21 protein-coding genes are annotated in these 17,684 nt (G+C 67.8%); 8 read left to right on the top strand and 13 right to left on the bottom strand.

The genetic code is table 11. The features are described 5' to 3' along the window. Positions 1–44: 44 nt before the first annotated feature. Both ACOZ90_RS13900 and ACOZ90_RS13895 read right to left on the bottom strand, forming a co-directional pair. Positions 45–449, bottom strand: a complete 405-nt coding sequence (locus ACOZ90_RS13900) for a VanZ family protein (RefSeq protein WP_422894243.1) — start codon at positions 447–449, stop codon at positions 45–47. Continuing rightward, the gene (locus tag ACOZ90_RS13895; protein ID WP_422894242.1) at positions 446–1,630 is read right to left on the bottom strand and encodes a class I SAM-dependent methyltransferase; all 1,185 of its coding nucleotides are present in this window, start codon (positions 1,628–1,630) and stop codon (positions 446–448) included. The genes ACOZ90_RS13900 and ACOZ90_RS13895 overlap by 4 nt, the downstream gene beginning before the upstream one ends. A 97-nt stretch (positions 1,631–1,727) precedes the next feature. Between ACOZ90_RS13895 and ACOZ90_RS13890 the strand changes: the two genes are divergently transcribed. Further along, positions 1,728–2,468, top strand: coding sequence for a pteridine reductase (locus ACOZ90_RS13890; RefSeq protein WP_422894241.1), 741 nt, complete (start codon positions 1,728–1,730; stop codon positions 2,466–2,468). Between the two features lie 66 nt (positions 2,469–2,534). Here the strand turns inward: ACOZ90_RS13890 and ACOZ90_RS13885 are convergent, their stop codons facing one another. The 4 genes from ACOZ90_RS13885 to tsaD form a co-directional block, all read right to left on the bottom strand. Continuing rightward, positions 2,535–2,939, bottom strand: coding sequence for a 2-amino-4-hydroxy-6-hydroxymethyldihydropteridine diphosphokinase (locus tag ACOZ90_RS13885; RefSeq protein ID WP_422894240.1), 405 nt, complete (start codon positions 2,937–2,939; stop codon positions 2,535–2,537). Beyond that, positions 2,936–3,301: a dihydroneopterin aldolase gene (gene folB, locus ACOZ90_RS13880; RefSeq protein WP_422894256.1), complete on the bottom strand. Its 366-nt coding sequence runs from the start codon at positions 3,299–3,301 to the stop codon at positions 2,936–2,938. The genes ACOZ90_RS13885 and folB overlap by 4 nt, the downstream gene beginning before the upstream one ends. Positions 3,302–3,343: 42 nt before the next feature. Continuing rightward, entirely contained in the window at positions 3,344–4,654 is a 1,311-nt protein-coding gene (locus ACOZ90_RS13875) for a mechanosensitive ion channel family protein (RefSeq protein WP_422894239.1), read from the bottom strand. 72 nt (positions 4,655–4,726) lie between these two features. After that, on the bottom strand, positions 4,727–5,761 hold the full coding sequence (gene tsaD, locus ACOZ90_RS13870) for a tRNA (adenosine(37)-N6)-threonylcarbamoyltransferase complex transferase subunit TsaD (protein ID WP_422894238.1): 1,035 nt from the start codon (positions 5,759–5,761) through the stop codon (positions 4,727–4,729). A gap of 136 nt (positions 5,762–5,897) precedes the next feature. Here tsaD and rpsU point away from each other — a divergent pair, with 136 nt between their 5' ends. The 6 genes from rpsU (at position 5,898) to ACOZ90_RS13840 (ending at position 11,231) form a co-directional block, all read left to right on the top strand. Then, positions 5,898–6,113: a 30S ribosomal protein S21 gene (gene rpsU, locus ACOZ90_RS13865; protein WP_111267721.1), complete on the top strand. Its 216-nt coding sequence runs from the start codon at positions 5,898–5,900 to the stop codon at positions 6,111–6,113. A gap of 107 nt (positions 6,114–6,220) precedes the next feature. Then, a complete protein-coding gene (locus ACOZ90_RS13860) occupies positions 6,221–6,667 on the top strand; it encodes a GatB/YqeY domain-containing protein (RefSeq protein ID WP_422894237.1) in 447 nt (148 codons plus the stop codon). Positions 6,668–6,755: 88 nt separating this feature from the next. Continuing rightward, complete coding sequence (locus ACOZ90_RS13855) at positions 6,756–7,715, top strand: YihY/virulence factor BrkB family protein (RefSeq protein ID WP_422894236.1); 960 nt, start codon at positions 6,756–6,758, stop codon at positions 7,713–7,715. A 30-nt stretch (positions 7,716–7,745) separates the two neighbouring features. Further along, positions 7,746–9,479, top strand: coding sequence for a DNA primase (gene dnaG, locus ACOZ90_RS13850; protein WP_422894235.1), 1,734 nt, complete (start codon positions 7,746–7,748; stop codon positions 9,477–9,479). A gap of 107 nt (positions 9,480–9,586) precedes the next feature. Next, positions 9,587–10,843, top strand: a complete 1,257-nt coding sequence (locus ACOZ90_RS13845; RefSeq protein ID WP_422894234.1) for a DNA/RNA non-specific endonuclease — start codon at positions 9,587–9,589, stop codon at positions 10,841–10,843. A 13-nt stretch (positions 10,844–10,856) separates the two neighbouring features. Beyond that, the gene (locus ACOZ90_RS13840) at positions 10,857–11,231 is read left to right on the top strand and encodes a hypothetical protein (RefSeq protein WP_422894233.1); all 375 of its coding nucleotides are present in this window, start codon (positions 10,857–10,859) and stop codon (positions 11,229–11,231) included. Between the two features lie 52 nt (positions 11,232–11,283). Here the strand turns inward: ACOZ90_RS13840 and ACOZ90_RS13835 are convergent, their stop codons facing one another. Both ACOZ90_RS13835 and ACOZ90_RS13830 read right to left on the bottom strand, forming a co-directional pair. Then, entirely contained in the window at positions 11,284–11,715 is a 432-nt protein-coding gene (locus ACOZ90_RS13835) for a pyrimidine dimer DNA glycosylase/endonuclease V (RefSeq protein WP_422894232.1), read from the bottom strand. A 10-nt stretch (positions 11,716–11,725) separates the two neighbouring features. Continuing rightward, positions 11,726–11,998: a hypothetical protein gene (locus tag ACOZ90_RS13830; RefSeq protein ID WP_422894231.1), complete on the bottom strand. Its 273-nt coding sequence runs from the start codon at positions 11,996–11,998 to the stop codon at positions 11,726–11,728. Between the two features lie 69 nt (positions 11,999–12,067). Here ACOZ90_RS13830 and ACOZ90_RS13825 point away from each other — a divergent pair, with 69 nt between their 5' ends. Beyond that, positions 12,068–12,550, top strand: a complete 483-nt coding sequence (locus tag ACOZ90_RS13825) for a YajQ family cyclic di-GMP-binding protein (protein WP_422894230.1) — start codon at positions 12,068–12,070, stop codon at positions 12,548–12,550. A gap of 77 nt (positions 12,551–12,627) precedes the next feature. Here ACOZ90_RS13825 and ACOZ90_RS13820 read toward each other — a convergent pair whose 3' ends face one another. From ACOZ90_RS13820 to ACOZ90_RS13800, 5 genes are all read right to left on the bottom strand, one after another. After that, positions 12,628–13,185, bottom strand: a complete 558-nt coding sequence (locus ACOZ90_RS13820; RefSeq protein ID WP_422894229.1) for an SRPBCC family protein — start codon at positions 13,183–13,185, stop codon at positions 12,628–12,630. A gap of 39 nt (positions 13,186–13,224) precedes the next feature. Continuing rightward, positions 13,225–14,349 (bottom strand): class C beta-lactamase, encoded by a 1,125-nt coding sequence (gene ampC, locus ACOZ90_RS13815; protein ID WP_422894255.1) that lies wholly within the window; start codon positions 14,347–14,349, stop codon positions 13,225–13,227. Positions 14,350–15,439: 1,090 nt separating this feature from the next. Continuing rightward, positions 15,440–15,715, bottom strand: a complete 276-nt coding sequence (locus ACOZ90_RS13810) for a hypothetical protein (RefSeq protein ID WP_422894228.1) — start codon at positions 15,713–15,715, stop codon at positions 15,440–15,442. 129 nt (positions 15,716–15,844) lie between these two features. Then, the gene (locus ACOZ90_RS13805) at positions 15,845–16,903 is read right to left on the bottom strand and encodes a hypothetical protein (protein WP_422894227.1); all 1,059 of its coding nucleotides are present in this window, start codon (positions 16,901–16,903) and stop codon (positions 15,845–15,847) included. A 58-nt stretch (positions 16,904–16,961) separates the two neighbouring features. After that, positions 16,962–17,333: a hypothetical protein gene (locus ACOZ90_RS13800; protein ID WP_422894226.1), complete on the bottom strand. Its 372-nt coding sequence runs from the start codon at positions 17,331–17,333 to the stop codon at positions 16,962–16,964. Positions 17,334–17,684: the final 351 nt, after the last annotated feature.

The following is a 17,684-nucleotide window of genomic DNA, read 5'->3' as shown; positions in this document are numbered from 1 at the left end:
CCATCCCCCATGGTGCCCGACTGTAGAGCGCGTCTTACGCGCTCCTACCGGGGGAGCCGGCTGTCGAGGTGGAGCAGCAGGTCGCGCAGCGGCGTCAGCCGGGTGGCCAGGCCGGCGATCACGCCCAGCGTGTTGGCCAGCGCATCGGCGCGCTCCATCTGCCGGGTCTCGGTCAGCGCGCCCTGCGCCCACTCCAGCCCGATCCCCATCAGCACCAGCCCCAGGCCCGCCCCCAGCAGCGACGGCCAGCGCGTATACAGCTGCACGGCCGCGGCGGCGAGCACGCCGTAGGCGAGGAAGTGGCCGATCTTGTCACCGCCCTCCACCGGCGGCATCGGCGGCGGCGGCGCCAGCGAGACCACCACCACCGCGGCGATCGCCAGGCACCACAGCCCGCTCCACAGCCACGGCCGGCGGAACGGCTTGAGCGAGCGTCGCGGCCAGCTCACAGCCGGTGGCTCAGGTCACCGGCCAGGAACGCATGCTCGAAATCGACCCCGCGGGCAAAGCCCATCGCCTGGAAGCCCTCGCCCATCGCCCCGGGCACCGTCAGCTGCTTGACCTGCTGGCGCAGGGTGTAGCGCGCGGCCTCGTCGGCGGCCCCGGCCTCGTGCGCTTCCAGCCGCCTGTCCAGGCCGTTGCCGATCAGGAACGCGGCCTGGCTGCAGTAGCCGGCGAACTCGAACCCGGCCCCCGTGCCCGCCTCGGCCAGCGCGGTGAAGTCCACCGACGCGGTCAGATCCTGCAGCCCCGGCCGCGCCAGCACGTCGCCGCTCACGGTATGGCGGAAAAACGCCCGCAGGGTGCCGTCGCTGCGCTGCGGCAGGTAGTACTCGCCGCGGGCAAAGCCGTAATCCACGAACAGCATCGCCCCCTCGCGCATGGCGCCGATCACGGCCTGGATCCAGTACGGCAGCTGCGGCAGCAGCTCGGAGCGGTAGCCCTGGGCGAACGGTTCGGGCAGCTGCCGCTCCACGTGCCGCACCGCCGCCGCCAGCAGCGCATCGGCCGGGCGATCCACGCGCACAAAGCCGCGGCCGTCCTCGAACCCCACGTGCTCCTCCATCACCTCGCCATCGAGCATGGCGAAGCGCGGCGTGGGCAACGCATCGATCACCTCGTTGGCGAACAGCACCCCGTTCCACTCCTCCTGCGGCGGAGCGTCCAGCCAGTGCACGCGCGCGAACAGGGTCCTGTCCAGCCGCTGCCGCAGATACTCGCCCTGGCGCTCGCGCAGGTCGGCGCTGGGCTCCAGGATCGCGTAGCGCGCCGGCATCGCATCCATCTGCGCCAAGCGGGTGATCGCGTCGGCGGCGAAGCGCCCGCTGCCGCCGCCAACCTCGACGAAGTGCGCATCCGGCCCCAGCTGGCCGAGCACCGGCGCCACCGCCTCGGCCACGCACTCGGCAAACAGCGGACCCAGCTCCGGCGCGGTGACGAAGTCGCCCGCGGCGCCGAACTTGGTCGCCCCGGCGCTGTAATAGCCCAGCCCCGGCGCGTACAGCGCCAGCTCCATGAAGCGCCAGAACGGGATCGCCCCGACCTCGGCCGCCTCGATCTCGCGGCGGATCAGCGCCTGTAGCCGCTCGCTGTGGGCACGCGCATCGGCATCAATATTGGAATCGGTCATCCGCCAAGTTTACGGAACCCGCCGCTGCCCGCGGATGACCGTGCCCGCGCAGACAAAACCGCTCCGCTAACATGAAGCGCCCGCCGCGGAGTCCAGCATGGCCCCAGACCGCCCCGTCGTCCTCGTCACCGGCGCCGCCAAGCGCATCGGCGCGGCGATCGCGCGCCGCCTGCACGCCGAGGGCCATGACCTGGCCCTGCACTACCGCAGCTCGCGCGCGCAGATGGACGCGCTGGCCGCCGAACTGGAAGCGGCCCGGCCCGGCAGCACCCTCGTCCTGCAGGCCGAGCTGGCCGAATTCGACCGCCTGCCCGAACTGGTCGCGCGCACCGTCGGCCACTTCGGCCGCCTGGACGGGCTGGTCAACAACGCCTCGACCTACTACGCCACGCCGATGGGCCAGACCACCCCGGCCCAGTGGGACGAGCTGTTCGCCAGCAACGCGCGCGCGCCGTTCTTCCTCGCCCAGGCCGCCGCGCCGCACCTGGCCCGCACCGGCGGGGCGATCGTCAACATCGTCGACATCTACGCCGAGCGCCCGCTGCGCGGCCACGCGGTGTACTGCATGGCCAAGGCCGCGCTGGCGATGGCGACCCGGTCGCTGGCGCTTGAGCTGGGCCCCGACGTGCGGGTGAACGGCGTGGCGCCGGGCAACGTGCTGTGGTCGGAGAACCCGATCAAGGCCGAGACCCTGGAGACGGTGCTGGAACGCACCGCGCTGGAGCGCCAGGGCGAGCCGGGCGACATCGCCGAAGCGGTGCTGTGGCTGCTGCGCGGCAACCGCTACGTCACCGGCCAGATCATCGCCGTGGACGGCGGCCGCACCCTGACCATCTGACCCCGTAGGAGCGCGCCATGCGCGCTCCTACAACGAGGACGGGAACGACGCGGACGACGGGGACGATCAGGAAGGCGCGGACAGGGTGATGTCGGCTTCCCGGAGCAGGGCGATGACGTGGGGGCGCTGATGCTCGCCTTTCTCCGCCGCGTGCGGATCCAGCTGCCAGGCGCGTCCATCGCCGCAGGCCAGCAGGTCGATGTCGATCAGCACGTCGCCGCGCGCGTCGGAGCGGCCGAGGCCGCGCTCAATCTGCTGCAGCCGCGCGCGCATCGCGTCGCGCCCAAGCGCGCTGTCCAGCCGCACCAGCCGGTTGGTGAACCAGCGCCCGCTGCCGTCAGCGTCGCGGCTGCGCCGGGCCGGCGTCAGCGCCTGCACCGGGCCCAGTTCACGCAGCTGGGCGAGCGTGGCGTCGATCGGCGCCTGACTGCCCGCATCGCTTCCCAGCACCAGCAGCCAGCCCGCGCTCACGGCGCGCGGTCGCGCACGATCGACACGCCCACGCCGGCGCAGCCCAGCGCGCGCGCCGCCTCGGGCTTGTGCACCCGCAGCCGCAGCCGCCGCGCCGCCGGGAAACGCTGCATCAGCTCCGCGGCCAGGGTTTCCAGCAGCGTCTCCAGCAGCTGGTCTTCTCGCGCCTGTACGAACCCGCGCACCGCCTCGCACACCGCCGCGTAATCGAGCGCATCGGCGACGTCGTCGCTGGCCGCCGCAACGCGGTTGTCGAACCCCAGCTCCAGGTCGAACAGCAGCGGCTGGCGCCCTTCGCGCTCATGCGGATGGACGCCGACCAGCACGTCCACCCGCAGGCCTTCAATGTGGATCACGTCCATGGTCTGGGCAGCACTCAACCGGGGCCGGGAATCGTATCGCGTTCAGTCCTGCGCCTGCCGCGGCCCCTGCCCGCCTTCATCGCCACTCTTTTGCCCCTCGCCGCCGCGCCGGTCGTGCAAGCGCACGTCGATGGGCGCATCCGAGGTGCGCTGGAACACCCGCAGCCCAAACTCCGGCATGATCGCCAGCAGGTGGTCGAAGATGTCCGACTGGATCGCCTCGTAGTACGTCCAGCGCACGTCGTTGGTGAAGCAGTACAGCTCCAGCGGAATGCCCGCCTCGGTCGGCTGCAGCTGGCGCACCATGCTGGTCATCTCCTGGTGGATGCCCGGATGCTTGGCCAGGTACTGCTCGATGTACACGCGGAAGGTGCCCAGGTTGGTGACCCGGCGGTGGTTGACCGCCGCGCTGCCGCCGCGCGAGGCCAGCTCGGTGTTCCACTTCGTCAGCTCCTGCTCCTTCTCCTTCAGGTATTCGTCGAGCAGCATGAACTGATGCAGGCTCTCCACCTCCTCCGGCCTGAGGAAGCGCACGCTGCCCTGGTCGATGTACAGCGCGCGCTTGATCCGGCGCCCGCCCGACTCGCTCATGCCGCGCCAGTTCTTGAACGAGTGGCTGATGAGGTTCTTGGTCGGCACGGTGGTGATGGTCATGTCCCAGTTCTGCACCGTCACCGTGTGCAGGGCGATGTCGATCACGTCGCCGTCGGCGTTCTGGGAAGGCATTTCGATCCAGTCACCGATCCGCACCCGGCCATCGCCGCTGATCTGCAGGCTGGCCGCGAACGAGAGGATGGTGTCCTGGAACACCAGCATCAGCACCGCGCTGGCGGCACCCAGGCCGGTCAGCACGTGCAGCGGCTCGACCCCGGCCAGGATCGCGATCGCGGACAGCGCGGCCAGCGCGTACAGCACGATCTTGGCCACCTGCAGGTAGCCCTTGATCGGCTTGTTGTGCGCGTCGGGGCGACGTTCGTAGATCGTGTTGATGTCGTCCAGCACGTGGCTGATCGCCATCACCACCGTGACCACCACGAAGACCTGGGCAAGGTTGCTCACCAGCAGCGCCACCTGGGCCGGCAGGCCGGGCACGTGCATGATGCCGCCGGCAATCACCAGCGCCGGCACCACGTTCGCCAGCCTGGGCACCGCGCGCATCTGCATCGCCGGCGCGTTCTCCCCGCGCAGCACCGGCAGCATGCCCAGCGCGCGCCGCAGCAGCCGCAGCAGGATCTTCTTGGTGATGAAGTTCGCCAGCCACGCCAGCAGCAGCAGCGCCGCCAGCATCACCGCGGTATACGCCCACGGATAGGGCTCCAGCACCGTCGCCAGCCAGTTCATCTGTTCCTCCATCAACACGCCTCCGCTTCCGCTTTCCGGATCACAAGGCCCACAAGGGTAACGAGTGGAACTTGACCGGCGCCATCACGCGGCGGCCAGCGGCTCCAGCGTGGCCATGTCCCAGCGCGGCACCACCTGCGCATCGACGCCGTCGCGCTGGCCGGCGTCCAGCCGCAGCGCGCCGGCAAAGGCGATCATCGCGCCGTTGTCGGTGCACAGCTCCGGGCGCGGGAAGCAGGCGCGGCCGCCGCGGGCGGCGGCCATCTCCTTCAGGCGCGCGCGCAGGCGCCGGTTGGCGCCGACGCCGCCGGCCACCACCAGGGTGCCGGTGCCGGCCGCGTCCAGCGCGCGTTCGCACTTGATCGCCAGGGTCTCGACCACCGCGTCCTCGAAGCCGCGGGCAATATCGGCCCGGGTCTGCTCCGACTGGTCGCTGCCCTGCCAGGCCAGCAGCACCTGGGTCTTGAGCCCGCTGAAGCTGAAATCCAGCCCCGGCCGGTTGGTCATCGGCCGGGGGAATTTGAACGCGCCCGGCGTGCCCTGCTCGGCCAGCGTCGCCAGCTGCGGCCCGCCCGGATACGGCAGGCCCATCATCTTGGCGGTCTTGTCGAAGGCCTCCCCGGCGGCGTCGTCCAGGGTCTCGCCCAGCAGCCGGTAGCGGCCGATCGCTTCCACCGCCACCAGCTGGGTATGCCCGCCGGACACCAGCAGGGCCACGAACGGCGGCTCGGGCGGGTCGTCCTCCATCAGCGGCGCCAAGAGGTGCCCCTCCATGTGGTGCACGCCCAGCGCCGGCACCTCCAGCGCCCAGGCCAGCGCGCGCGCCACGCCCGCGCCCACCAGCAGCGCGCCCACCAGGCCCGGGCCGGCCGTGTAGGCCACCCCGTCCAGGTCGCGCACGCCCATCCCGGCCTCGGCCAGGGTCTGGCGGATCAGCGGCAGCAGCTTGCGCACGTGGTCGCGGCTGGCCAGCTCCGGCACCACGCCGCCGTATTGGGCATGCAGTGCGATCTGGCTGTACACGGCCTGGGCGCGCAGCCCGGCCGCCCCGCCGATGGCGGTGTCGTACACCGCAACGCCGGTTTCGTCGCAGGAGGTTTCGATTCCAAGGACTCGCATGGCCACTAGAATGGGGGCGCCGGGGTCGCAAGTCACCCCCGCGCGGGAAGGCCGGACTTGCGGCGGGGGCATGGGGCTGGCTATCATATGCGGCTCGCCGCGCGAAAGACCGGCGAATTACACCCCCGGAGATTCCATGCCCAGCGTCAAAGTCCGCGAAAACGAGCCGTTCGAGTTTGCCCTGCGCCGCTTCAAGCGCACCTGCGAAAAGGCCGGTGTCCTGGCCGAAACCCGCAAGCGCGAGTACTACGAGAAGCCGACCCAGGAGCGCAAGCGCAAGGCCGCGGCTGCTGTGAAGCGCCAGGCGCGCCGCGCCTCGCGCGACGTCACCAAGCGCCAGCGCCTGTACTGACCGGCCGCCCCGCCTGCGCGGGGCGCCATGTTCAGCTTCCAAGTGAAGCCGGCACGCCACGCGTCGCCGGCTTTTCTTCGTTCCCCCCGCACCGCCGGAGACCCCCGATGACCCTCAAGCAGACCCTGACCGAAGACATGAAGGCGGCGATGAAGGCCGGCCAGAAGGATCGCCTGGGCGTGATCCGCCTGATCAACGCGGCCATCAAGCAGCGGGAAGTGGACGAGCGCATCGAGCTGGACGACGCCGAGGTGGTCGCCGTGCTCGGGCGCATGCTCAAGCAGCGCCGCGACTCGGTGACCCAGTACGAGGCCGCCGGCCGTGAGGATCTGGCCGCCATCGAGCGCGCCGAGATCACGGTCATCGAAGGCTACCTGCCCGCGCAGATGGACGAGGCCGCGATCAACGCCGAAATCGACGCCGCCGTTAGCGCCACCGGCGCCGCCGGCCCGGCCGACATGGGCAAGCTGATGGGCGCGCTGAAGCCGAAGCTGGCCGGCAAGGCCGACATGGGCCTGGTCTCGAAGCTGGTCAAGCAGAAGCTCGCCGGCTGAACGCACCCGCGTCCGCCTGATCGCACCCGGGCTGCAGGAGCGGGGCGTTCACGCGGGCCGCTGACGGGGCCGTGCCATGCTTGTCCCCATGGCAATGCTCGACAACCCCCGCCTGAAGCGATGGACTGCGATCGTCCAGGAGAGCCTGCCCTACGCCCTGGTCAAGCGCTTCGTCGAATGCGACCTGCTCACCCAGGCCGCCTCGCTCGCCTTCTTCGCCCTGATCTCGCTGGCGCCGCTGCTGGTGCTGCTGCTGTGGCTCACGGCCTCGCTGTACCCCGAAGCCCAGGACGCCCTGATCGGCCAGATCGGCACCCTCGCCGGGCCCCAGGCCCAGACCGTGGCCAACACCGTCATCCGCAACGCCAGCGACCAGCCCGACATCGGCAGCCTGGCCGGCCTGTGGAGCACCGGGCTGCTGTTCGTCGGCGCCACGGTGGTGTTCGCGCGCCTGCAGACCACCCTCAACCTGATCTTCCACACCAGCGAGAAGAGCCTGGGCGGCATCCTGGCCTGGCTGCGCAAGCGGGTGTTCTCGGTGGGCGTGGTGTTCTCGCTCGGCTTCCTGGTGATCATCTCCACCCTGGCCGGCACCGCGGTGGAGCTGGCCTTCCGCGACATCCCGATGCTGGTGCCGGTGGCCGGCAACACGGTGATGCTGCTGGTCTACACCAGCGCCTTCGCCCTGCTCTACCACTACCTGCCCGACCGCCGGGTGCACTGGAAGCAGGCGTTCCTGGGCGGGCTGATCACCTCGGCGCTGTTCCTGGTCGGCCGCTGGGCGATCGCCTTCTACCTGGCCGAGGCCGCGCCCGGCAGCGCCTACGGCTCGGCCGGCGCGCTGGTGCTGCTGCTGGTGTGGATCTACTACGCGGCGATGATCTTCTTCGGCGGCGCCCTGATCACCGCGGTCATCGACGAGCGCGCGCGAGAGCGCCTGGTCGCCGACGAATCCCCCTGCATCGAGGATCCGCGCAAGCTGCCGGTGGTGCTGCCCGAAGACATCCGCCCGCCCGGCGCCCCGCAGGCGCCCGCACCGCGGCCCTGAGCGCGTCCGGCGTGGCATCCTAGCGGGGCAATGTCCCGCATCCCCGACGCCTTCATCGACGACCTGCTGGCCCGCACCGACATCGTCGATGTGATCAACGCGCGCGTGCCGCTCAAGCGCCAGGGCCGCGAATACGCCGCCTGCTGCCCGTTCCACGACGAGCGCTCGCCCTCGTTCACCGTCTCGCCCAACAAGCAGTTCTACCACTGCTTCGGCTGCGGCGCGCACGGCAGCGCCATCGGGTTCCTGATCAACTACGACCGCCTGGAATTCCTCGACGCGGTCGAGGAGCTGGCCCGCGCCGCCGGCATGGAAGTGCCGCGCGAGACCCGCCAGCGCAACCGCGACGGCGACATCGACCCGATGTTCAACATGCTGGCCGCGGCCGAGCGCTTCTACCGCCAGCAGCTGGCCGGCAACGACGCCGCCCGCGCCTACCTGGATGGGCGCGGCATGGACGAGGCGATCCGCGAGCAGTTCGGCATCGGCTACGCACCCGACGGCTTCGGCGTGCTCAAGGACACGCTGGGCACCGACGAGCGCCGCATCAGGCTGTTGGAAAAAACCGGCATGCTCAGCCGCAACGACCGCGGCCACGTCTACGACAAGTTCCGCGACCGGGTGATGTTCCCCATCGCCGACCGGCGCGGGCGCACCATCGGCTTCGGCGGCCGGGTGCTGGGCAAGAGCGACGGCCCCAAGTACCTCAACTCGCCCGAGACCCCGCTGTTCCACAAGGGCCGCGAGCTGTACGGCCTGTGGCAGGCGCGCCAGGCCAACCGCGAGCTCACCCGGCTGATCGTGGTGGAGGGCTACATGGACGTGATTGCCCTGTTCCAGCACGGCATCACCCAGGCCGTGGCCACGCTGGGCACCGCCACCACGCCCGACCACGCCGAACTGCTGTTCCGCAGCGCGCCGGACGTGTACTTCTGCTTCGACGGCGACGCCGCCGGACGCCGCGCCGCGGTCAAGGCCATGGAGTCGGTGCTGCCGCGCATGCGCGACGGGCGCCAGGCCTTCTTCCTGTTCGTGCCCGAGGGCGAGGATCCGGATTCGCTGGTGCGCGCCGAGGGCCAGGCCGGTTTCGACGCGCGCCTGGCCGCGGCCACGCCGCTGTCGGAATTCTTCTTCGACACCGTGGGCGAAGACATCAACCTGGGCTCGCTGGACGGCAAGGCGCGGCTGGCCGAACGCGCCCGCCCGCAGCTGGACAAAATCCCCGACGGCGCCTTCGCCGACCTCATGCGCCAGCGCCTGACCGAGCTGACCGGCGTGGGCGCGCGCACCGCCACCCCCGACACCCACGTGCCGGCACGCCGCGCGCGCTCGGCGCGGCCGGTCAACGCGCCGCGCCGCAGCCTGGTGCGCACCGCCATCCTGCTGCTCATGCAGCGCCCGGCGCTGGCCCTGGATCTGCCCGAGACCTACCGCTTCACCGCCCTGCGCCAGCCCGGCATCCCGCTGCTGACCGAGCTGATCGCCATCGTCCACAGCCGCCCGGACATCACCACCGCCGCCCTGCTCGAGCACTTCGCCGACCGTGAAGAAGGCGACGCGCTGCAGAAGCTGGCCATGATCGACCTGCCCGGCGAAGAGGCCACCTGGCGGGTTGAATTCATCGACGTCATCGCCCGCCTGGACCGCCAGACCCTGGATCAGCGCGTGGACGAGCTCCAGGCCCAGGTCGCCGAAGGCGGCTTCGCCGCGCTCTCGGCCGAGGAAAAGGCCGAACTGCGCCAGCTGCAGTCCGCCCGGCGCTGATCCGCGCCCCAACCGCGCCTCCTCCTCGGGTAAACCCCAATATCGGCCCCGCGCGCAGGCCGATAAGCTTCCCCGCATCGGCCCCCGCCACCTGCCAGCGTGCCCTGATGACGATCGACGCGCCCCGCACCGATTTCTCCCTGCCGGACTGGATCAACAGCGCCCTGGAGCGCTTCCGCGACCTGGCGCCGACGCCGGGCTTCGATGACGCCATCACCGGCGCCGAAGGCCGCGACGTGGAGTTCGAGCACGATCCGGCCACCACCCGCATCAGCGAGGAGTCCAGCTTCCGCCAGCGCACCACCTGGACCGGCACCACCGAGGTCTCGGTGAGCGCGCCCGGGCACGACTCCGGCCCCATCGCGGTCACCTACCACGCCAACGCCGTGCGCGCGCAGGCCACGCCCGAGGCGATGCAGGCGCTCAACCCGATGGATCCGGACACCTGGCCGCCCGGCACCAGCGTGGAGCTGCGCGGCGGCGACTTCAGCGGCACCGCGTTCGAGGACACCTTCCGCACCCTGGCCGACGTGAACGGCATCGAGGACATCGACGACGTGCGCCTGGTGGTGAGCAAGAGCACCATCACCAAGGCCACCCCGGTTCCCGAGCTGCGGATCATGTCCGGCCACGCGCACGTGTTCGACAGCCCGTTCGAAAACGGCTCGGCCGCTCCCGCGACCGACCGCGAGGACTTCTCCGTCCACACCCTGGTGCAGCGCGATCCCACCGACCCCGGGCAGCGCGCCGCGTTCAACCACCTGCTGGTCACCGGCACCCAGCCCGACGGCACCATCGGCGTAAGCGAGACCGTGACCGCCAGCACCATCAACGGCCTGATCACCGACGTGGGTAGCGGCGAGACCAACGACATCACCTGGACCTTCGACCGCGACGGCCGTCCGGTGCAGGCCGAAGGCACCCTCACCTGGACGCCGGGCAGCAGCCGTTACCGCGACGGCGACCGCACCGAATCCACCGCACAGAGCGACTTCCGCAAGGACAACGGCCTGGGCAGCGACCACCACACCGGCCACCTGCTCGCCTACCGCTTCGTGCACGGGCACGGCCCGGTGAACATGTTCCCGCAGCAGGCCAACTTCAACACCGGCCCCTACGCGCGCATGGAGCAGGAGTGGGCGGACTGGCTGGACCACGGCATGGACGTGGACATCCGCATTGAGCTCACGCCCGCCGGTGCGCAGTTCCCCCAGCAGGTGATCGTGGACTACAGCGTCACCAACCCGGAGACCGGCGCGGTGGTGTACGACCCGCAGACCACCATCTTCGACAATGAAGCCGGCCAGTACTTCGCCAACATCAAGCAGGGCGACATGGACGACATGATCAGCCACGCCAGCTGATATCCTCGCCGCCATGGACAGCAACGACCTGATCATGCAGATCGGCCAGCGGATCGTGAGCGATCCGAAGGTCGACGCCCAGCCGTGGGACGGCTACGCGCTCATCGCCACCTACAGCGACGGCCGGCGCGTGCTCAGTGGCTTTCGCTACCGCGACGGCCAGCCGCCCGAAGCGGCCACGCCGGAGTCAACGGAGCTGGGCAACGACTTGGACGCCCTGCGCGATGCCACCCGCGTGGACGACAGGGAGCCCTGGGGCGCCTGCGTGATCCGCATCGTCAGCGCCACGGGAAAGATCACCGCCGACTTCGCCTATGAAGCCGCCGGCCAGTGGCACATCACCCCGGCCACCCTGGCCGAAGTCGCCGAGCGCGCCCGGCCGGGCTGACCCGCCCCCGCCCGCGTAGGGCCTGCCACCTGAAACCGGGTGATCGGACATCTCACCCGGCCCGCTCCCACTCCGCCACCCCGCCCGGCACCGGCTTGAACGCCGGATGGCATTGCGGGGCCTGCACACCGGCCCACTGCTGCGCCACCTGCGGGCTGCGCGCCTGCAGCTTGCGCCCAAGGTGCGCCCACTCCAGCGCCAGCTGGCCGTCGGTGACCGGAATCACCGGCACCTCCCGGCACTCACCGAGCTTTGAACCATCGAAGCGGTACCCGCGCCGCGCCGCCTCCTGCTGCACCGCCCACAGATAGGCATCCACGGACGCCAGCGGATCGGCCTGCCCGCGGAAGCGCTGCAGCTGCGGATGGTTGCGGTACCCGCGGGTCTTCCCCGCCAGCACCGCCCGCGCCAGCAGCCCCTCGCGCCAGAGCGCGGTCAGGCCTTGGCGGTCCAGGTAGCGGGGATGGAGGGACCAGAGGCGCACGGGCCGTAGCCTACCGGAAGCTGGCGTACAGCCACGCCATCGCCCCGGCCTGCACCAGCAGCCAGATCCACGCCGCGGCCACCAGCTGGAGCCTGTGCTCCACCGGGAAACCGGCCCGCGCCGCCACCCAGATCGCGGCGTTGGCCGCAAGCAGCGAGAACACCAGGACGAAGATCCCGCCGCGCGGGTACGTCCAGCCGAACGTATCCGGCGCCACACGCATCAGCGCCAGGTAACCCAGCCCGGTTGCGACGGTGATGGCAAGCGCGAGCAGTCTCCACATGGCCAGGTCGATTGTAATCCGGCCCCGCGCCCTTGCTACGCTATCGGCCCCGCAACAAGGAGCCCTGCCATGCCTTCCTTCGACGTTGTCTCCGAAGTCGACAGCCACGAACTGACCAACGCCGTTGACCAGGCCAACCGCGAGCTGGGCACCCGCTTCGACTTCAAGGGCGTGGACGCGAAGTTCGAACTGGACGACGGGGTGATCGCCCAGTCCGCACCGAGCGAGTTCCAGCTCAAGCAGATGACCGACATCCTGCGCGCCCGCCTGATCGCCCGCGGCATCGACGCGCGCTGCCTGGAGTTCGGGGACATCGACACCAACCTGGCCGGCGCCCGCCAGAAGATCAGCGTCAGGCAAGGCATCGAGCGCGAGCTGGCCAAGAAGCTGCAGGCCACGCTGAAGGAAGCCAAGCTCAAGGTCGACACCCAGATCAACGGCGACAAGCTGCGCGTCAACGGCAAGAAGCGCGACGACCTGCAGGCGGCGATCGCGCTGCTCAAGGCCGGCGAGTTCGAGCGGCCGCTGCAGTTCGACAACTTCCGCGACTAGGCCAGCCTCACGCGCCCTGGAGCGGCTTTGCCAGCGCCCAGGTCACGCCGCACATGATCAGCAAACCCGTGGCCCGCCTACGGCTCCGGCGCATCCTGTGACGGATCGCCGGTCTCGACGTACTGCTTCAACCGGCCGAGCTGCTCACCGATCACCGCGCCGACCGGCCCGCCGACGCGTTCAAGCCCGCCTTCCATGAACCCGCCCACCACGTAGGTGAGTTCGACCGAGGTCGCGCCTTCAATGTCTTCGAGCATCCATGTCATGCTGCCGGCAACACCATGCGCCTGCAGCGGCCCGAGCCCGCCGGACAGGCGCAGCATCGCGCCGGGCGCGACATGCACCACGCGCAGATGCTCCACGCCCCCACCGTCGGCAAGTCTTTCGCAGAAGCATCCGCCCGGCCGCGCGTCGATGGTCAGGTTGGCCGAATCGCCGGAATACGTGTGCGCCGGGTTCCACCATCTGCCGACATCTTCCACCAGCGCGCGGTAGACCTCGGCCGGCGGCGCCGCGATCACAGTTTCATGCTTGACCGAAAAGCCGCCAGGCGCCTGGGCGGCGGCCTGTCCGGCCGCCAGTGCCGAGGCGAGGACGAGCGCCCGGGCGGCGTCGCGGGGGAACACGATTTTCATACGATGACTCCCTTCCATAAGCCGTCCTCCTCGAACGGGTCAGTCAGCACCGGAGTCCGATGCAAGCTGCTCGCGGATCTGCCAGGCCGCTTCAATGCGGGCAGCGTTGGGAAAGCCCCGGTTTGCAAGCAGCACCACGCCGAAATTCTCGCCGGGTACAAACGCCACGTAGGCGCCGAACCCGCCCGTCGAGCCGGTCTTGTTGAAGAAGTAACGACCCTCCCCACCCTGCCCGGCCACCCGATGGGCCGGCTGCGGCTCGAACGCCATTTCCCTGGCATTGCCACCGAGCAGCCACTCGCGTGAAACGGCCTGCGGATACCGCTCCCAGCCCAGCCCCTGCTCCACCGGCCCGGCACGGAAGTATCCGCCCTGCGTCACTTCCACGGCCCGGCGCATCGCCGGTTCAAGCGAGTCGGGATCAATGTGCCCCAGCACGAAGCGGACCAGATCCGACACCGTCGTCTTCACGCCGTACGCCTGCTCGTCAAGCGGCCCCGCGCTCACCCGCACCGGCCTGTCATTGCGATAGCCCCAGGCGTAGTCCGCCATCCTCTCGTCCGGCACGTGGATGAAGGTGTCGGCCATGCCGAAGGCGCTGAATACCGTCGACTGCATCAGCGCGGCGAAGCCGCCGTCCATTGCACTGGCCGTCACCAGGCCCAGCAGGCCCGGGCTGGGATTGGAATAATCGCGCCGCGTGCCGGGCGGGGCCGACGGCTCCCAGCCGTGGAAGTAGTCCATCACCGCCGAGTCGTCCGCCACCTCGCTGGGGAACTGCAGCGGCAAGCCGCCGGCGGTGTACGTACCCAGGTGAAGCAAAGAGGCCTGGTCGACCGGCCTGCCCTTCAGTTCGGGCAGGTACTGACCCGGGTGATCCCCGAGCGACAGCTTGCCGGTCGCCTGCGCGTACGCGGCCAACGTTGCGGTAAAGACCTTGCTGACGGAACCGATTTCGAAAAGCGTCGCTTCGGTGACCGGCGCGCCGGTCTCCTTCGAGGCGACGCCATACGTGAAGACATGCGGCTCGCCATCGATGATCACCCCGACGGCCATGCCGGGGACATCGTGTTCGGACATCAGCGGCAGGATCGCAGCGTCCACCGCGGCCCGGGCCCGCGCGGCAACTTCGGCAGCCGGCGCCCATATTCCCGCCTCATGCATCAGCCGCAGCGTGTAGTTGACCTGCAACGTCTGGTTGCTTCCGCAGGCAATGCGCGTCGTTGGACCGTCCGGCGGATCAACCAGCACGGCCGACTCGCCCCGGAGCGCATCCACCAGGACGTACCTGCTGTCCCCCCGCATGAACTCGACGGCGGCATCTCCATTGGAAGACGCCCTGAAAGCAAACAGCCCTGCCGGCGGCTGCTTTGCCTCCGGATGGACAACCACCGTCGATCCCCCACGCAATGCCCGGTACTGCATATAGCCATGGGCACCGATGCTGGTCATTTCGCGCGATGAGCAGAGCGCATGCTCCTGGTCGTCCGCCTGGCAGGACCACAGCGTCACCTCATCGCTTTCGCACAGCGTACTGCGTGGGTAGTACTCACTGTGATCCTCCCAGGTCGCCGACCGGATCAAGGATCCAGGCCCAGGCTCCCGCGAGGCCGCCGGCGGTGCGGTCGCCGCAAGCAGCGCCGAGCAAAGCAGGAGGGCTGAATGGAACCTCCTGCTGTTCACGCCCTTGGCATCACCGCACATCAGCTGCATCGATCATCACCCTCGTTGCGAGGCGCCATTGTCGCCCACTCGGGTCGACTTGCTCAGCGGCAGGTCGTGTTCCCGTACGGATCAGTGCTGCAGCGCCTGGTCGTGCCGTCACTGCTGCGGTACGTGGTATTGCCATAGGGGTCGGTCGTCGCGCGAGTAGTAGAGCCGTCGCTATGGCGATATGTGGCGTTTCCGAAGGCGTCACTTGTGGCGCGGGTGGTCGAGCCATCGCTGCGACGGAACGTCGTGTTGCCGTAAGGGTCCGATGTTGCGCGGGTCGTAATACCGTCACTGCGGCGATACGTTGTGTTGCCGTACGGATCCGTGGTTGCGCGCGTAGTGGTTCCATCGCTGCTGCGACAAGTGGTGTTGCCGTATGGATCGGTCGAGCAGCGCGTCTGCGCAACAGCGCTGGAATGGGCAGCGAGCAGCGCGATCAGCGCGAATGACACGATCTTTATGGCAATTTCCCCTGATGTATGTAGCGGTCCAGCACCAAAATTAAGCCGGGCCGCGAAGCGGCATCGGGTTGGACGAACTGTTAGGCCGCAAAGCCCGCCGCCACCGATACTAGGCACGCGATTGCTGCCAGTGCGACCACGAGCACGCTCCCTCCGATGCCGGGCGAGCGCCAGCGAATGCAGGCAATGCCTGTGACGCACGCGAGCTGAAATGCGATAAGCCAGAACACCGGCCGAATGACGCCCGAGAACACTATGGGCAGGATTGCACCAGCGACAAGAATGGCAAATGCAATGCGCTGATGCGAGGTAAGCGATGCGTGTGCGGCAACTTGGTCGGGGTTGTGCTTGAACATTGTTGATCGTTCCATGCGGCCTAACGCCTGAGTTAAGCCGCACCGCTTTGCGGCGGCGGCAAGGCCACAATCTTACGAGGCTTTGCCGACGCCGCGAAGCGGTGTCGGCTTGAACGAATTGTTAGGGCTTTAAGCGGGTTGCAAAGCTCTGCTGAAATCTTGCACTGTTTTTACGCAGGTGTCTGCGTTCAGGAAAATTTGGTCGTCTGGAACTGCGAAGATCTCTTGTAGACGCGATCGGACTACAGATGTGTCAAATCCAGACAAGCCTTGGGTTGTGCCTATCAAGCGAGATGGGAAGTAGGAACGATTGCTTTCACCGAGCAGGCGTAGGTTCAAGTCGATGTAGCCAAATCCAAGAAACAAAACTTGCTTCGATTGAATGAGGCTATTCCTAATCTCTTCAATCTGAGACGATCCCTCTTCTACGCCCTCGGTGAAAGTCCGAATGCCCTTAGATAGCTCGTACAGCTTGTCTGGCCTTGGTGTGACACCAAATGACTCTGGAAGTGGCTTCCTATCATTCCAGGAGATTGGGCCAACATGGCCATACGGGTGTAAGAATGTTAATGCACCGACTATTTCAGCGGCTTGCGATCTAGGAATTCCGTGATACTCGCTTACCCAAATCACTGCAAATGTTTCAATGCAGCGATCATAATTGAATATCACGAAAGTAATGTTTGAGAAGCGCGCGGGTAGTTCGTCGAGCGTGCAGCTCTGCGTAAGATTCCGGAAGAACTGGTTGAGCCAGGTCTCTTCTGTTTCCAAGAATCTGAAGTGCTGATCACCACGTGGGCGATGAATGTCTAATGACTTAGTGCGCGCGGCCGCCTTGAATATCTTGCTGTTCTCTTCCGCCCGAAGAATGCAGCGAGCGATGGCGATCTTGCTGCACAGAGCTATTCGAGGATCGTCACGCTGATCATGCACGAAGTTATCAATAGAAATCGCCTGAGGCATTGCTCTCGCGATTCGCTCTCCGGCAGACCAATAGGTTCGCTTTGGACTAGCTCCGTTTTCTACTAAATCTGCGTGTCGAACTGCCTCAAAGGTGATCTCGTCATGCTGCAGGTAGGCGCCTCCGAAAAGTGAGGCGATCTCAGCTTTGAGCCCGCTCCCGAGGGGTAGTCCCAACTCAAAGCTGGCTCCTGCTCCTATGACCACAACTGTCGACAGTCTGTCCATAAAGCCCTAACGCCTAAGTTAAGCCGCGCCCCGATGCGGTATCGGCTTGAACGCATTGTTAGGCGGCGCCCCACAGGGCAATGCCGCCGATGGCGAACAGTACCAGCCAGGACAGATGCTTGCCACGAGTAATGACGAGGGGAAGAAGGCCGGAAAGGATGAAGGTGAAGCCAATGATGCGTAGCGTGCCGGAAGGGGTGAGGTCGCCACGCCCAGCGTGCAGTAGGAGCGCCCCAAAGCCGAACCATGCAACGGTGGTGATATGCCAAGCGAAACGCAATGTGCGGGTAGTGAACTCTGTGCCGCCAAATAGCTTGGGCAGGTCGTCCCGCCGGAAGAGGCGAACAAGAATGTACCGCTCCCCAAGAACCGAATGCGCGATGCCGAGAGTGACCGCTAGGAATGCTGCTAGATAGAGGAGTTCTTTCATAGCCGCCTAACACCTGAGTTAAGCCGCGCCGAGAAGCGGCGTCGGCTTGGACGAATTGTTAGGCGGCTCAGACACCGGAGCAGCCCGGAAGAGCGAGACCAATACTGGCGAAGAGCAGAGCCGCGCCGAGGAGGGCGACGACTAGTGCTCCGCTTGCGATGACGAGCGAACGGCGCTGAAAGGCGTACGTGGCAAACATTGCAAACGACACGGCGCAGAGCAAGGGTAATCCCCCCATTTTTAGCAGTCGCCAGAAGTGGAGCTATGCAGCGAGTGCCAGCTTTTGGATCGGAGTGATGCCGCCGAGCGCCATATTCGGGCGTTCGTGATTGTAAGACCATAGCCAGCGTG

Origin of the sequence: Luteimonas dalianensis (assembly GCF_049339425.1) — a bacterium.
Lineage (GTDB): Bacteria > Pseudomonadota > Gammaproteobacteria > Xanthomonadales > Xanthomonadaceae > Luteimonas > Luteimonas dalianensis.
Note: the sequence above shows the minus strand (reverse complement) of the source record. Positions and strands in the feature narration are given on the sequence as shown.

Bases quoted from the DNA above. Each gene is read 5' to 3' on its own strand.
- ACOZ90_RS13895 (WP_422894242.1), bottom strand. From the start codon at position 1,630: ATGACCGATTCCAATATTGATGCCGATGCGCGTGCCCACAGCGAGCGG.
- ACOZ90_RS13890 (WP_422894241.1), top strand. From the start codon at position 1,728: ATGGCCCCAGACCGCCCCGTCGTCCTCGTCACCGGCGCCGCCAAGCGC.
- folB (WP_422894256.1), bottom strand. From the start codon at position 3,301: ATGGACGTGATCCACATTGAAGGCCTGCGGGTGGACGTGCTGGTCGGC.
- ACOZ90_RS13875 (WP_422894239.1), bottom strand. From the start codon at position 4,654: ATGGAGGAACAGATGAACTGGCTGGCGACGGTGCTGGAGCCCTATCCG.
- tsaD (WP_422894238.1), bottom strand. From the start codon at position 5,761: ATGCGAGTCCTTGGAATCGAAACCTCCTGCGACGAAACCGGCGTTGCG.
- rpsU (WP_111267721.1), top strand. From the start codon at position 5,898: ATGCCCAGCGTCAAAGTCCGCGAAAACGAGCCGTTCGAGTTTGCCCTG.
- ACOZ90_RS13860 (WP_422894237.1), top strand. From the start codon at position 6,221: ATGACCCTCAAGCAGACCCTGACCGAAGACATGAAGGCGGCGATGAAG.
- ACOZ90_RS13855 (WP_422894236.1), top strand. From the start codon at position 6,756: ATGGCAATGCTCGACAACCCCCGCCTGAAGCGATGGACTGCGATCGTC.
- dnaG (WP_422894235.1), top strand. From the start codon at position 7,746: ATGTCCCGCATCCCCGACGCCTTCATCGACGACCTGCTGGCCCGCACC.
- ACOZ90_RS13845 (WP_422894234.1), top strand. From the start codon at position 9,587: ATGACGATCGACGCGCCCCGCACCGATTTCTCCCTGCCGGACTGGATC.
- ACOZ90_RS13840 (WP_422894233.1), top strand. From the start codon at position 10,857: ATGGACAGCAACGACCTGATCATGCAGATCGGCCAGCGGATCGTGAGC.
- ACOZ90_RS13830 (WP_422894231.1), bottom strand. From the start codon at position 11,998: ATGTGGAGACTGCTCGCGCTTGCCATCACCGTCGCAACCGGGCTGGGT.
- ACOZ90_RS13825 (WP_422894230.1), top strand. From the start codon at position 12,068: ATGCCTTCCTTCGACGTTGTCTCCGAAGTCGACAGCCACGAACTGACC.
- ACOZ90_RS13820 (WP_422894229.1), bottom strand. From the start codon at position 13,185: ATGAAAATCGTGTTCCCCCGCGACGCCGCCCGGGCGCTCGTCCTCGCC.
- ampC (WP_422894255.1), bottom strand. From the start codon at position 14,349: ATGCATGAGGCGGGAATATGGGCGCCGGCTGCCGAAGTTGCCGCGCGG.
- ACOZ90_RS13810 (WP_422894228.1), bottom strand. From the start codon at position 15,715: ATGTTCAAGCACAACCCCGACCAAGTTGCCGCACACGCATCGCTTACC.
- ACOZ90_RS13805 (WP_422894227.1), bottom strand. From the start codon at position 16,903: ATGGACAGACTGTCGACAGTTGTGGTCATAGGAGCAGGAGCCAGCTTT.
- ACOZ90_RS13800 (WP_422894226.1), bottom strand. From the start codon at position 17,333: ATGAAAGAACTCCTCTATCTAGCAGCATTCCTAGCGGTCACTCTCGGC.